The organism is Miniphocaeibacter halophilus (assembly GCF_016458825.1).
GTDB classification, from domain to species: domain Bacteria; phylum Bacillota; class Clostridia; order Tissierellales; family Peptoniphilaceae; genus Miniphocaeibacter; species Miniphocaeibacter halophilus.
Map to the genome: position 1 here is coordinate 1,032,857 of NZ_CP066744.1, position 13,554 is coordinate 1,046,410.

13 protein-coding genes are annotated in these 13,554 nt (G+C 28.1%); 1 reads left to right on the plus strand and 12 read right to left on the minus strand.

All coding sequences use genetic code 11. From position 1 onward, the window contains the following. Window positions 1-71: 71 nt before the first annotated feature. From JFY71_RS05060 to JFY71_RS05070, 3 genes are all read right to left on the minus strand, one after another. Window positions 72-1,328 carry a hypothetical protein gene (locus tag JFY71_RS05060; protein WP_243661958.1) on the minus strand — a complete coding sequence of 419 codons (1,257 nt, stop codon included), beginning with the start codon at window positions 1,326-1,328 and terminating at the stop codon, window positions 72-74. Further along, window positions 1,329-2,231 carry an ATP-binding cassette domain-containing protein gene (locus JFY71_RS05065; RefSeq protein WP_243661959.1) on the minus strand — a complete coding sequence of 301 codons (903 nt, stop codon included), beginning with the start codon at window positions 2,229-2,231 and terminating at the stop codon, window positions 1,329-1,331. A gap of 146 nt (window positions 2,232-2,377) precedes the next feature. Then, window positions 2,378-3,238, minus strand: a complete 861-nt coding sequence (locus tag JFY71_RS05070) for a D-alanyl-D-alanine carboxypeptidase family protein (protein ID WP_243661960.1) — start codon at window positions 3,236-3,238, stop codon at window positions 2,378-2,380. A gap of 232 nt (window positions 3,239-3,470) precedes the next feature. Here JFY71_RS05070 and JFY71_RS05075 point away from each other — a divergent pair, with 232 nt between their 5' ends. Continuing rightward, complete coding sequence (locus JFY71_RS05075) at window positions 3,471-4,166, plus strand: CPBP family intramembrane glutamic endopeptidase (protein ID WP_243661961.1); 696 nt, start codon at window positions 3,471-3,473, stop codon at window positions 4,164-4,166. 40 nt (window positions 4,167-4,206) lie between these two features. On the opposite strand, the gene JFY71_RS05080 is transcribed toward JFY71_RS05075, so the two are convergent. The 9 genes from JFY71_RS05080 to dnaN are packed head-to-tail and all read right to left on the minus strand — an operon-like array spanning window position 4,207 to window position 13,521. Next, window positions 4,207-5,232: a cell wall-binding repeat-containing protein gene (locus tag JFY71_RS05080; protein ID WP_243661962.1), complete on the minus strand. Its 1,026-nt coding sequence runs from the start codon at window positions 5,230-5,232 to the stop codon at window positions 4,207-4,209. 25 nt (window positions 5,233-5,257) lie between these two features. Further along, window positions 5,258-6,028, minus strand: a complete 771-nt coding sequence (locus tag JFY71_RS05085; RefSeq protein WP_243661963.1) for a SigB/SigF/SigG family RNA polymerase sigma factor — start codon at window positions 6,026-6,028, stop codon at window positions 5,258-5,260. A gap of 4 nt (window positions 6,029-6,032) precedes the next feature. After that, window positions 6,033-6,386 (minus strand): ATP-binding protein, encoded by a 354-nt coding sequence (locus JFY71_RS05090; protein WP_243661964.1) that lies wholly within the window; start codon window positions 6,384-6,386, stop codon window positions 6,033-6,035. 3 nt (window positions 6,387-6,389) lie between these two features. Then, window positions 6,390-6,698, minus strand: a complete 309-nt coding sequence (locus JFY71_RS05095; protein ID WP_243661965.1) for an STAS domain-containing protein — start codon at window positions 6,696-6,698, stop codon at window positions 6,390-6,392. A 17-nt stretch (window positions 6,699-6,715) separates the two neighbouring features. After that, window positions 6,716-9,151, minus strand: coding sequence for a DNA gyrase subunit A (gene gyrA / locus JFY71_RS05100; protein ID WP_243661966.1), 2,436 nt, complete (start codon window positions 9,149-9,151; stop codon window positions 6,716-6,718). Between the two features lie 11 nt (window positions 9,152-9,162). Continuing rightward, on the minus strand, window positions 9,163-11,076 hold the full coding sequence (gyrB, locus tag JFY71_RS05105) for a DNA topoisomerase (ATP-hydrolyzing) subunit B (RefSeq protein ID WP_243661967.1): 1,914 nt from the start codon (window positions 11,074-11,076) through the stop codon (window positions 9,163-9,165). Window positions 11,077-11,092: 16 nt separating this feature from the next. Beyond that, window positions 11,093-12,205 carry a DNA replication/repair protein RecF gene (gene recF / locus JFY71_RS05110; protein WP_243661968.1) on the minus strand — a complete coding sequence of 371 codons (1,113 nt, stop codon included), beginning with the start codon at window positions 12,203-12,205 and terminating at the stop codon, window positions 11,093-11,095. A 9-nt stretch (window positions 12,206-12,214) separates the two neighbouring features. Then, window positions 12,215-12,421 (minus strand): S4 domain-containing protein YaaA, encoded by a 207-nt coding sequence (gene yaaA, locus JFY71_RS05115; protein ID WP_243661969.1) that lies wholly within the window; start codon window positions 12,419-12,421, stop codon window positions 12,215-12,217. Continuing rightward, entirely contained in the window at window positions 12,421-13,521 is a 1,101-nt protein-coding gene (dnaN, locus tag JFY71_RS05120; RefSeq protein ID WP_243661970.1) for a DNA polymerase III subunit beta, read from the minus strand. Before dnaN ends, yaaA begins: the two co-directional genes overlap by 1 nt. Between the last annotated feature and the right edge of the window lie 33 nt (window positions 13,522-13,554).

Here is a 13,554-nt window from a genome sequence, read left to right on the forward strand (position 1 = left end):
ATCTTAATTTACAAGCTATTTGGTAAATGCCTTTGTCCTCTTTCATTTTACAATATTGGTAAATTTATTTTCTATCTCCCTGTATATGAGAATTTACTTTTGTCTTTATTTGAGCTATCTTTTTGTATTAAAACAATAAGAATTGGTATCCAAATTAAAGTAGATAGCATGATAATCCAAGGAGACCATAGGCTTATTGACCCAAGTTTATAAAAATTTAATCTACATAAAGCCGTATATATATTTACTCCTGCAGTAGGAAAAATATCAACTAAAAATGAAAATATACTTCCATTTTCTGAAAAAGAAGATATTATATTTGGTAATATAAGTATTGCAATAAAAGCTATAACAGTATAAAAAGAATTTTTCAGTTTTAAAGATAGCAATAGAGTGACCAAATTAAGGACAATCATGGATAAATATCCTACAACTATTGAAATAATATAAAGTTGTCCTAAATTCATTGGTGTTGCAATAGTAATTCCAATCATCTGAATAGGCATTTTCATACCGTCAATGCCATATAAAATTAACAAAACCGCTGTAAAAACCATCATAAAAACAAAATAAATAAGAGTTGAAATTAATATTGAAACTTTTATCTTCACATTTGTTAAAGGTTTTCTTCCAAGTTTTGTAGACCTAGTAATCATTATTGACCCAGACTGATATTCTGATGCAAAAATAGGAGCAATAACAATGCTATTATAGAAAAAAAGAATTAAAAGCATTATCGAAATTTGTGCCAAAACATTATGCCAACTACTTAATAAAGGATAATATGTAAAAGGGGTATCTACTTTTTCATTCATTGCTAAAACATGCTCTACAGCAAAAGGCTGTCCCGGTAGCTGAGAACGAATATAATCCTCTACTGTCTTGTCCCTTGTTTCATAGATTTGATCGATTTGTTCATCTGTTATCGTTTTAAAAATATCATAATTATATGTTCCATCTTCATTTATGTAAATTTGTGGAAATATTTTTAGGATATTACTGTATGGATCAATTTCTTTAACATATATATCATTTGGTATTTCTGTGCCATATTTATTTAAAATATCTTGATATTTATGAACAATTGGTTTTAAATTTTCTGGGCTAAGTTCATTAAAACCAACATCCTCTATTTCCTTTGCGGATTTTAAGGCTAGTATTCCCTGTGTATCCTCCACAGTTCCATCCGGGAGAACTCTCGAAGAATAAAGACCTCCTGTTGTAAGATAAGAAAAGGCCAAAGCAGTACAAAAAGTAAGAATGAATATAAAAATCGTTAGTTTATTTCTCAATATTTTTTTAAGTTCTATTGAAAATAATTTCTTCATTTAAACATAACCTCTCTCTCGCAAATTTTCATGAAATACAAATTGATAATAATCATTAAGAGTTGGTTCTTCTGATTTTATTTTTCCATCTTTTAAATTCGTATCCTCTTTAGAGTAAAAACGAACACTTATCCTATTTTGTTCTATATTATGGCTATCTAAAACATAAAATTTCTCCGAAAAAGAAGAGTAGTCATGTTGAAAAATAATTGTAGACCATATTTTTCCGGATAATGTTTTTAATAACTCTTCATTTGAGCCCTTTGCTAGCAGTTGTCCATTACTCATAATAAGATTTTCCTTAATAGGCATTACTTCAATATCGGAAATGATATGGGTTGAAAGCAAAATTATTTTATCTGTGGAAATATTTAAAATAATCTTCCTAAAATAAAGTCTTTCTCCCGGATCAAGACCAGATGTTGGTTCGTCTAAAATCAATACCTTAGGATCATTTAAAAGTGCTTGTGAAATACCTACACGTTGTCTTGTTCCTCCGGAAAGCTTTGATATTTTTGTATTTCTATAGGGTATTAAGCCTGTTTGTCTTATTATTTCATCAATTCTATTGTAAGTAAGTTCTTTAGATAAGCCTTTTAATGTTGCAATATATTCTAAATATTGCTCAACAGTAAATGAAGAATCACATCCAAAATTTTGAGGTAAATATCCTAAAATATCTCGATATTTATCACCTAGTTTTAAAATGGATTCACCATTATAATAAACTTCTCCTTGACTTGGATTTATAAAATTACATAAGATATTCATTAAGGTTGTTTTACCTGCACCATTGGCACCAATTAAGCCATAGATACCATTTGATAGATTTGCAGAAATATTTTTAACTACTGCTTTTCCATCAAAAATCTTTGATACATTTTCAATTTTAAGTTCATTCATTAAAATTCCTCCCTTTCCACCTTATTTTATAATTACAAATATGCTTTTTATTGGAATAGGAAAAAACAATATTTTTCTTCATTAAAACTATAAATTATAGAGGCATTTTTATTAATTCAATAGGATTTTTAATATGGAAATTTATATTAAATTTCACCCATAATTTTCAGTGTATCCTCTATTCTGCCTTCATTGGTTTCAGCCCCCATAACAACACAAATATATTCCCTATTGTTTTTTTCTGACAATGTTGCCCAACAAAAACCTGCATTTTCTGTTGTACCTGATTTTCCTCCAATTATTTTAAAGCCATTTTGTTCATAATCAAAAAGAGCTGTTAGGACGGTACTTTTTATTTCTATTCCTTCCGGATGGTCTAAGGTAGAAGTGGAAACATATTCTTCCTTAGTAAAAATTTCCCTAAATTCACTGTTATCTAATGAATTTTTTATTAATTCTGCAATATCCTTGGCTGTGGAATAATTATTTTCTTCATCTAATCCTTCCGGATTTGTAAAATTTGTATTATTTAATCCTATTTCTTTGGCTTTTTCATTCATTAATTTCGTAAATTCCTCAGTGGTTTTTGAAATATTAATAGCCAATGAATTTGCACTTTCTCCACCTGAAGCTAGCATTGTCCCATATAATAAATCCCTATATGTAGTTTGTTCATTTCCATAAAAACCCGTCATTGAGGCATTTACCGCCACCATTTCCTGATAAGTTTTCTTATCCACTGGAGCTACTTTGGATATATCATCTATATTTTCTATTGATGTTATTACTGTCATTATTTTAGTAAGGGAAGCAGGTGCTACTTTCTCTTCTCCATTAATATTTAATACTTCCTTTTCATCTGTAATGTTATAAACATAAATATTCTTACTTTCAAAAGTTAAATCTTCAAATTTATTATTACTAAATACATTAAAATTTAATATTAATGATGTTATTATTATTAAAAAAATTCCTATAATGAGTAATATTTTTCTATTTTTCTTCATTAAATATTATCCCCTTTACCTTTAAATAAATTAAAATAAATAATTTCTTAATTTCATAATAACATATTTATTTTAGCAAAATACCTTCTTATCCTAATTGTAGCTTTTTCGTAACTAATTGCATGTTTTTATTGAAAACAAAAAAAGGATATTCTTATAAGATAATCAAATAAATGCATAATTTATATAAATAGGGGTAAAGACATTCTAATACTGGAAGGGAATATATAATATGAAAAATCATAAAGATGGTCTTAAATATCAAGATATATTATTTTTAATTTTTTATTTATTTATACTCAATATTATTATATTCATATTATCAAATTTATTAACAGAATACTTTACACCAAAATTATATTATAACTTAATAATTTACACATTAATGAATATAATAGTCGTAATTATAATTTTAATATTATATAAAACTGAATTATTAAAAGATATAAAGCTGGTTAGACAAAATTTAAGAAAAATTTGTTTTACTATATTGTCAACATACTTTATATACATAATATTAAGTAACATCTTAGCGTATATGATGAATAGTTTTTTTGAACTGGATTTATATAAAGAGACCTCTATAGATATAAACAGACAGAATATATTTAAATTAATATATGATTTTCCGGTTTTATGGTTTATAAATTCAGTTATATTAATTCCTATGGCAGAAGAAGTTACTTTTAGATACTTATTGATAAAAAAATTATCAACAATAACTCCATATAGAACAACCATTATAATAAATTCCTTAATATTTACCTATTTCCATAGTGGATTAACTACATCGTTTTTTACTTACTTGTTAACCACAATAAGTATAGTATTTGTATATTTAAAAACAAATAAAAATTTAATAGCAGTAATTTTCTATCATATTATTATAAATTTATTGTCTTATATTGGAGAATTATTAATACTTTAATGTTTAAAACAAAAAAAAGGAGCCTTAGCTCCTTAAATTTTTAACCTTTAGGTGGTTCGTTTATATCTCCTATTTCCTCTGGACCTTTAATCTGCTCTTTGTTTATTATTTCTAACAGGCTATCAGGTAATTTACCCTTACCACCTACAACTATTAATCTTGTAATATTTCCATTTTTTATATATTTAACAATTTCTGAATCTATGGATTTAGAATTAGTTAATAATATTGGTCCATCTACATATTTTGACAATGTAGATGCTGCTAGTGCATCAGGAAAATCTTCACCACTTGTTAATACAACGGTTTTTACATTACTAAATCCCTTTTTAGCAATATCCAAAGATGTCTTGTATCTGTCTGAACCTGAATAGCTTGCATAATTTACATTACTAGGTAATAATTTTGGTGAAACTGAAGAAGTTCCTCCAACTAATATAGCTCTACCTATATTGTAATTACTTATGAAATTCTTATTATTTGCACTAAGGGTTTTATTATCCGTCAATAGTAATGGTATTTTAGTATTTGCTAAATAACCGCCTACAGCAAGGGCATCTGGAAAATCATATCCATTTGCTAGAGCAAAGTATCTGGTATTTGAATTATAATCTGTTAATGTTCTAATGAGTTTAGCTACATTTGTAGCTGTTTCAATTCTATTACTACCACTTACTCGCTTTACATTATAGCCACTTAATGAATTTTCAACTTGTTTGGATACTGTTCCTGTACCACCTACAATATATACATTTTTTACACCAAGTCTGCTTAATTCATTTTTTACTGATGTAGGTACGGAATTTTTATCTGTTAGTAACACCGGTCCATTTAAAACAGATGCTAATACTCCACCTGTTAAGCCATCCGGATAATCTCTACCACTTACAAGAATTGCATTTTCAGATTTTTTATAGGATACATTACTTACTTCTACAGATGTTTCAAATCTATCACTACCGGAAATTCTATAAAGATATACTTCAGAGTCTGCTTTTGTATTTTTAGGAGTAAGACCTAAAAAAATAGTAAATATTAAAATAAAACTTAAAATTTTCTTTTTCATAAAAATCTCCTTGAATTTGAAGAAATTAACTATTGGTTTCTTCAAGTTCTTTTCTAAATTTTTCTATAATTTTCTTTTCCATTCTTGAAACGGTCATTTGACTTATTTTTAATTCTTTTGCAATGGAAACTTGAGTTTTCTTTTCAAAATATCTATCTATTAATATTTTCTTTTCAACTTCATTTAGTTTCTCCATGGTTTTTTCAATAAAATCCTTAAGCTCTATTTTTGCAAAGTCATCGTCTTCTTCTCCAATTAAATCTTGAAGATTTACATCTTTATCATCATTTTGAGAATCAAAGGAAATATCTAAAGACTGGGGAGCATAAACTCTACTTCCCTCCATTGCCTCTATAACTTCCTCTTCTGTTATTTCTAAATACTCTGCAATATCCTTAATTGTTGGAGAACGTTGAAGGTTTTGACTTAATGTAGTTTTAGCATTATTAACTTTTTTAGATAATTCCTGAATTCTTCTAGGAACTCTAATTACCCAACCCTTGTCTCTAAAATATTTTTTTATTTCACCTACTATTGTAGGAGTAGCGTAACTAGAGAACTCAAATCCCTTACTAATATCGTATCTTTCTATTGCAAGAATTAAGCCAATACTGGCTACTTGCAATAAATCGTCATACTCTATTCCTTTATTTACATATTTTTTTGCCAATATTTCAGCTATATATAAATTTTTTTCAATTAAGGTATCTCTAATTTCCTTATCTCTAGTTTCACTATATATTTTAAACAGATTTTTAATCTCTTGTTGTTCTGCTTGTCTGTTATTATTGCTCATATAACTAATCCTTAAGTTTTTTTGACAGATGTATTTTTTTCTCTCCAAATACAACCTTATCCATTAAAGTTTCAAGTATCATTTTGGCGAATTTATCTGAAGTACCATTCATTTCTTTTTTGTGTAAGTTTTCATTTATTACATCTATTTGTATTTCATTATTAGTTATTAAAAATTCAATTTCAGTTTTTTCAGAAATATTTAATTGGTAATTTACAGCCTCACTTACTGAAACCTTAATATCCTCTATTTCTTCAATATTAAAATCCAATCTACTTGCTATAAAGGAAGTATTTAACCTTACTAAAGAAATATTTTCTGAAATATTATCGACTATTAATTTATAAGTTCTATTCATTTACTACTCCACTATATTAAAAACTTTATCTAACTCTGTTATTTCGAATATTTTTTTTACATTTGATTTTATATTCTTTATAGTTATGTTTTTTTCCTCTTCTTTTATTTTATTATATATACTAATCAAACTACCTAAACCAGTTGAATCAATAAAATCTAATCCAGTAGCATCAAAAATTATATCTTTAGGAGTATCTAGACTTTTAATAACCTCAGTTTTTAAATCATCGCTAGTATATGCGTCTAAATCACCATTTAGATCTATTACTAAATTGTCTGTATTATTTGATATATTATAGTTTAATCCCATAATTTCCTCCTATTTAATCAATCTTCAATATCTTCAATATACTTTGTTACTGCTACAATTTTATCATCTTCACTTTGAACGTCTCTAATTTTTACGCCCATTGTGTCTCTTCCCTTTGTTGAAACTTGTTTTACAGATAGTCTAATTATATCACCTTTTGCAGACATTAATATAATTTCATCTTCTAAGTTAACCAACCTAGCAGATATTAAATCTCCAGTACGTTTAGAGATCTTATAGGTTTTAACTCCCTTTCCACCTCTGTTTTGTACCTTGTATTTGTCAATATTTGTCTTTTTACCATAACCATTTTCAGATACTACCAATAAATATTTATTATCATCAATAATATCCATAGCAACTACAAAATCATCTTCGTTTAGCCTAATTCCTCTTACCCCTTGGGCCGATCTTCCTATTGGCCTAATATTGTCTACTTTAAATCTAATAGATAGTCCATTTTTAGTAACCATCATAGCTTGAGCTTCTTTTAGTACAGATCTTACAGCTATTAATTCATCATCTTTTTTCAAGGTTAAGGCTATTAAACCGGATTTTCTTAAATTTTTAAATAGATCCAATCTAACTTTTTTAACCAATCCATATTTTGTAGCCATAAATAAATATGACTTGTTATCAAATGAATCAAATGGAATTGCTGCTTGAACTTTTTCATCTTTTGAAATTTGAAGTAGGTTTATTATAGCCTGACCTCTAGCCTGTCTTTTTCCTTCCGGTATTTCATAAGCCCTTAAACTGTAGACTCTACCTTTATTTGTAAAGAATAAAATCGTACTATGGGTTGAGGTTATAAATAAGGTTTCTACAAAGTCCTCATCTTTTAAGTTAAGACCTATTACCCCTTTACCACCTCTATTTTGTACTTTGTAGGAGTCAGCAGGTATTCTTTTTACATAACCATGTTTAGTTATTGTAATTAATACATCTTCTTCTTCTATTAGTTCTTCTAAATTAATTTCATTATAGGCAGGTTTTATTTTAGTTCTTCTTTTATCACCAAATTTTTCTTTAATTTCAGTTAATTCAGTTTTAATTATATTTAATAAAAGATCTTCATTGGCTAAAATTTCTTTTAACCTGGCTATTTCTTTAATTAACTCGTTATATTCTTCCTGTAATTTTTCTCTTTCAAGTCCTTGTAACCTTCTAAGTCTCATATCTAAAATAGCTTGGGCTTGAATTTCAGAAAACTCAAATCTATCCATTAATTTTTCTAAGGCATCTGAATAAGATGTTCTTATTATATGGATTATTTCATCTATATTGTCAATGGCCTTTAAAAGACCTTCTACAATATGAGCTCTTGCTTCAGCCTTGTCTAAATCAAATTGAGTTCTTCTTGTTACAACTTCTTCTTGATGTTCAACATAATAAGAAATTAACTCTTTTAAATTTAATACCTTTGGTACTCCCTTAACTAAGGCTAAATTTATAATACCAAAAGTTACCTGCATTTGTGTATATTTATATAAATTATTTAAAACTATTTGAGCATTTGCATCTCTTTTTAATTCTATAACAATTCTAAGGCCTTTTCTACCTGATTCATCTCTTAAGTCAGATATTCCTTCAATTCTTTTTTCCTTAACCAATTCTGCTATTTTTATAATTAAATTGGATTTATTTACTTGGTAAGGAATTTCTGTAACTATTATTCTTTCTCTGTTCTTATGTTCTACTATTTCTGCAACAGCTCTTAATATTACTTTTCCTCTACCGGTATTGTAGGCATTTTTTATACCTTCTTTTCCCATTATATGAGCACCTGTTGGGAAATCCGGACCTTTTATTATTTGAGATAGTTCTTCAATAGTTATATCCCTGTTGTCTATATATTCATTTATTCCATCAATAACCTCATTAAGATTATGTGGCGCCATATTTGTAGCCATACCTACAGCAATACCCGATGAGCCATTTACAAGTAAGTTCGGAAATCTTGAAGGAAGTACTACTGGTTCTTTTTCCCTACCGTCATAGTTAGGTTCAAAATCCACAGTATTTTTATTAATATCCCTTAACATTTCCAAACATAGCTTAGCCATTCTAAGTTCAGTGTATCTTGGAGCAGCTGCACCATCACCATCTATTGAACCAAAATTACCTTGTCCTTGTACAAGGGGATATCTCATATTAAAGTCTTGAGCAAGTCTTACAACAGCATCATATATTGCTGTATCACCATGGGGGTGAAATTTACCCATTACATCCCCAACTAGTCTTGCTGACTTACTAAATCCTCTATCGGGAAATAATCCTTGTTCTTGCATACCATAAATAATTCTTCTATGAACCGGTTTTAAACCATCCCTTACATCCGGTAAGGCACGAGACACTATAACGCTCATGGAATAATCTAGATATGATTCTTTCATTTCTTTCTTGATGTCCGCATCAAGTATATTACTGTGTTCTAATATTTCATCTGACATATCCAAACCTCCTAAGCATCAATATTCTTTGCATAAACTGCATTTTCTTCTATAAATTCACGTCTTGGTTCTACTTTATCGCCCATTAAAATATTAAAAGTTTCATCTATTTCAACCATTTCGTCCTGGTCTAAAGTTACCTTTAATAAAATTCGATTATCCGGGTCCATTGTAGTTGCCCATAATTGTTCAGCATTCATCTCTCCAAGACCTTTGTATCGTTGTACTTTTAAATTGCTACCTCTTCCTAATTCATCTAAGGATTTTTCAAGTTCCTTTTCATCATAACAGTATCTAACTACTTTAGTTCCCTTTAAAATACCATATAATGGAGGTTGAGCAATGTAAATATGACCTTTTTCAATTAATTCTCTCATATATCTAAAGAAAAATGTTAACAATAGTGTTCTAATATGAGCACCGTCAACGTCAGCATCGGTCATTATTATAATTTTTCCATATCTTAAATTATCTATATTAAATTCAGAACCTATTCCTGTTCCAAAAGCTGTAATCATATTTTTTATTTCGTCTGAACTTAAGGCTCTGTCCAGTCTTGCTTTTTCAACATTTAAAATTTTACCCCTAAGTGGAAGTATAGCTTGAAAATTACTATCTCTACCACCTTTAGCTGAACCACCTGCTGAGTCCCCTTCGACTATGAATATTTCGTTAATTCCTATATCCGTTTCTATACAGTCAGCTAATTTACCAGGTAGTGGAGTATTGTCCAGTATGGACCTTTTTCTTGTTAAATCCCTGGCTTTTCTTGCTGCCTCTCTTGCCCTTGCTGAGCTTTGGGCCTTGTCTATAATAATTTTAGCGACTTTTGGATTTTCTTCTAAAAATGTAGATAATCCTTCACCTAAAGCTGACTCAACAACTCCTCTACTTTCACTATTACCTAATTTAGCCTTTGTCTGTCCCTCAAATTGAGGTTCTGATAATTTTATAGATATAATAGCCGTTAATCCTTCTCTGGCATCTTCGCCTTGTAAATTATCATCTTTTTCTTTAATTAAATTATATTTTCTACCATAATCATTAATAGTTCTTGTTAAAGCAGTTCTAAAGCCTACTAAATGTGTACCACCTTCTGAAGTATGGATATTATTGGCAAAAGAAAGTACATTTTCTGAATAACTATCAGTGTACTGTAAAGCAATTTCTACATAACTGCCTTCTCTTTCCCCCTCTATATAAATTACATCTGAATGTAATGGATTCTTATTTCTATTTAAATATTCAACAAAGGACTTAATACCACCTTCATAATGGAATTCTACCTTTGTATTGTCTCTTTTATCTTCTAAAGTGATTTTTATACCCTTATTTAAAAAGGCCATTTCTCTAAATCTTGTAATTAGAATTTCTTTTTCAAAATCCAAAGTTTCAAATATTTCAAAATCCGGTTTAAATTTAATTTCTGTTCCGGTATCTGAAACCTTTTTTCCCTTTTGTAATTCAGTTACTACATTTCCTCTGGAAAATTCTTGAGTAAATTCATAACCATCTCTATGAACTGTTGCTATTAACCATTCTGAAAGAGCATTTACAACTGAAACCCCTACACCGTGTAAACCTCCTGACACCTTGTAAGCATCATTGTTGAATTTACCTCCAGCATGAAGAATTGTTAATACAGTTTCCAATGTAGATCTTCCAGTTTGTGGATGTTTTTCTACAGGTATTCCCGAACCGTTATCCCTAACAGAAATTGAGCCGTCTTCATAAATTATTACCTCTATTGTATTCGCTACTCCTGCCAAGGCCTCATCTATACTGTTATCTACAACTTCATATACTAAATGGTGTAACCCTTTGCTACTAGTAGATCCAATATACATACCTGGTCTTAACCTTACTGGTTCTAGGCCTTCAAGTACTTTTATATCACTGGCAGAATAATGTCTTTTTTGACTCATCTATTCATTCCCTTTCTTAATAACTATCCTTTATTCTTATTTTTTCATTTTCTAATACAAAGGATCTATAATTTTTATTTTCTATTATATTCTTAAAATCAAAATTAGTTGAAGTAATAATTGATTGGTAACCTTCAACAACCTTGAGTAAATATTTTATTCTTGAAAGATCCAACTCCGAAAATACATCATCTAATAAAATAACCGGTTTAATATCCTTTAATTTTTTATATAATTCTATTTGGGCTATTTTTAGACTTAGTATTATTGTTCTTTGTTGACCTTGTGAAGCGTATGTCTTACTATTTTTTTCATCTATTTCTATTATAATGTCATCCCTGTGACAGCCTATTGTAGTAAATCCTATTTCAATATCCTTTTCAATTTTTTTCATAGTTTCCACATAAAGATTTTCCTCTAAATTTTGAAAACCATCCTTTAAGTATATCTCATCGTATTTAATATTTAAATACTCTTTATTATTTGTAATCTCCTTGTGGATTCTATTACTAATTTTATTAAGATAAGAAATATATTTATTCCTCATTTTTATAATTATGGAACCTTCTATTACTAATTGTTTTGTAACAGCTTTTATTTGTTCCTTAAAATATCTTTTGTTTTTTCCATATTTCAATAAGTAATTTCTTTGATTTAAAATATTATTATACTTAATTATTAAATTATTATATGAAGGGATTAAATCTGTTATTATTTCATCAATAAAATTTCTCCTATATGCCTTACTGTCCTTTATAATTTTTAAATCCTCAGGTGTAAAAGTGACAATATCGAAAAAAGTACGAAGTTCTTTCATTGTATCAATTAGATTTTCATTTATTCTAATTTGTTTCTTTCTTTCCCTTGAAAGTTTTACCTCTATTTTTTCTTCAACGCCATCAGTTTCTATATCTGTTCTAATATAAGCATGCTCTTTATCAAATTTAATTAAATCTGACTCCTTTGAAGATTTAAAACTCTTTCCCTTTGCACTAAAATATATAGCTTCTAAAATATTTGTCTTTCCTTCAGCATTATTTCCAATTATTACATTTATTTTATTTGAAAACTGTATATTTAAGTTATCGAAATTTCTAAAGTTTAAAAGATAACAATTTCTAATTATCAATTTTATCTCCTAGTCAATAAGGAATTGGTTACCATTGTATTCTACAAGGTCGCCTTTTCTAAGTTTTTTTCCCCTTCTTGTCTCTATTTCACCATTTACCTTTACTTCTTCATTTTGAATTAATTCCTTTGCTAATCCACCTGAAGAAACTATATTGGCTAATTTTAATAATTGTTCTAATTTTATAAATTCAGTTGTAATTTCTATTTTTTTCATTAATCTCTTCCTAATCTTACAGGTAAAACCAAATAGGTATAATCTTTTTCCTCATCTATTGGATGTATTATACAAGGATTTAAAGAACCTGTTAATAATATTTCGCAATTTTCACTTTCTATAACCTTAAGACCATCAAGTAAATATTTTGCATTAAAGGCAATATCTATGTCTTCGCCTTCTTTGTTACATACAATATTTTCATTAACATTTCCATATTCTGAATTAGAGCTAATATTTAGATTGTTGTCCTTTATACTAATTTTTACTAAATTGGCTTTTTCTTCCCTAGCTAATAGGGATGCTCTTTCTAAGGAATCTTGAAAGTCCTTTTTATTAATTTCTATTTTACAATTATAATCCTCATTAATTATATCCTTATAGTTAATGAATTTTCCATCTAATAATCTTGAATATACTAAAGTATTTCCTAAATCGAATATAACATTGTTTTGAATGAAATTAATATCTATTTGCCCATCATCTTCAAGTATTTTTTGTAGTTCAACTAAAGCTCTTGAAGGAATTATCTCCTTAACATCTTCATTGTTTTTCATTTTAAACTTACTTAAAGCTATTCTAAAACCATCTAGGGCAACAAAATTGACTTCATCATTGGAAAGTTCCACTAATACTCCCGTTAAAGCAGGTCTTGTTTCATCTAAAGAAGCTGCAAAAACAGTTTCTTTTATAGCATTTTTTACAATATTATTTTCCATAGTAATAGAAATATCGTTGTTCTTTTGTGGTAAAGGAGGATAGTCAGAATAATCTTGTCCTATTAAATTAAATTCTGAATTCATACATATAATTTGTATATTATCTCCTACAACATTAAATTTAATAGGTGCATCAGGTAATTTTCTTACTATATTACCTATCATAGAAGAGTTTATTACTATTTTTCCTTCTTTTTCCACTAAACATTCAATTTTAGTTTCTATACTTAACTCTAAATCCGTAGATGTTAATATTAAATAGTTGTCCTTTGTTTCAAATAATATTCCTTCAAGTATTTGAATAGTCGTTCTAGAAGAAATAGCTTTTTGAGCAATATTAATATGTTTTAATAAATCCTTTTGATTTATTTCAAATTTCATAGTCTCCTCCGTATATTAAAAACTATAATAAAA

Excerpts from the sequence above, each read along its gene's own strand:
- JFY71_RS05060 (WP_243661958.1), bottom strand. The coding sequence starts at position 1,328 with ATGAAGAAATTATTTTCAATAGAACTTAAAAAAATATTGAGAAATAAA.
- JFY71_RS05065 (WP_243661959.1), bottom strand. The coding sequence starts at position 2,231 with ATGAATGAACTTAAAATTGAAAATGTATCAAAGATTTTTGATGGAAAA.
- JFY71_RS05070 (WP_243661960.1), bottom strand. The coding sequence starts at position 3,238 with ATGAAGAAAAATAGAAAAATATTACTCATTATAGGAATTTTTTTAATA.
- JFY71_RS05075 (WP_243661961.1), top strand. The coding sequence starts at position 3,471 with ATGAAAAATCATAAAGATGGTCTTAAATATCAAGATATATTATTTTTA.
- JFY71_RS05080 (WP_243661962.1), bottom strand. The coding sequence starts at position 5,232 with ATGAAAAAGAAAATTTTAAGTTTTATTTTAATATTTACTATTTTTTTA.
- JFY71_RS05085 (WP_243661963.1), bottom strand. The coding sequence starts at position 6,028 with ATGAGCAATAATAACAGACAAGCAGAACAACAAGAGATTAAAAATCTG.
- JFY71_RS05090 (WP_243661964.1), bottom strand. The coding sequence starts at position 6,386 with ATGAATAGAACTTATAAATTAATAGTCGATAATATTTCAGAAAATATT.
- JFY71_RS05095 (WP_243661965.1), bottom strand. The coding sequence starts at position 6,698 with ATGGGATTAAACTATAATATATCAAATAATACAGACAATTTAGTAATA.
- gyrA (WP_243661966.1), bottom strand. The coding sequence starts at position 9,151 with ATGTCAGATGAAATATTAGAACACAGTAATATACTTGATGCGGACATC.
- gyrB (WP_243661967.1), bottom strand. The coding sequence starts at position 11,076 with ATGAGTCAAAAAAGACATTATTCTGCCAGTGATATAAAAGTACTTGAA.
- yaaA (WP_243661969.1), bottom strand. The coding sequence starts at position 12,421 with ATGAAAAAAATAGAAATTACAACTGAATTTATAAAATTAGAACAATTA.
- dnaN (WP_243661970.1), bottom strand. The coding sequence starts at position 13,521 with ATGAAATTTGAAATAAATCAAAAGGATTTATTAAAACATATTAATATT.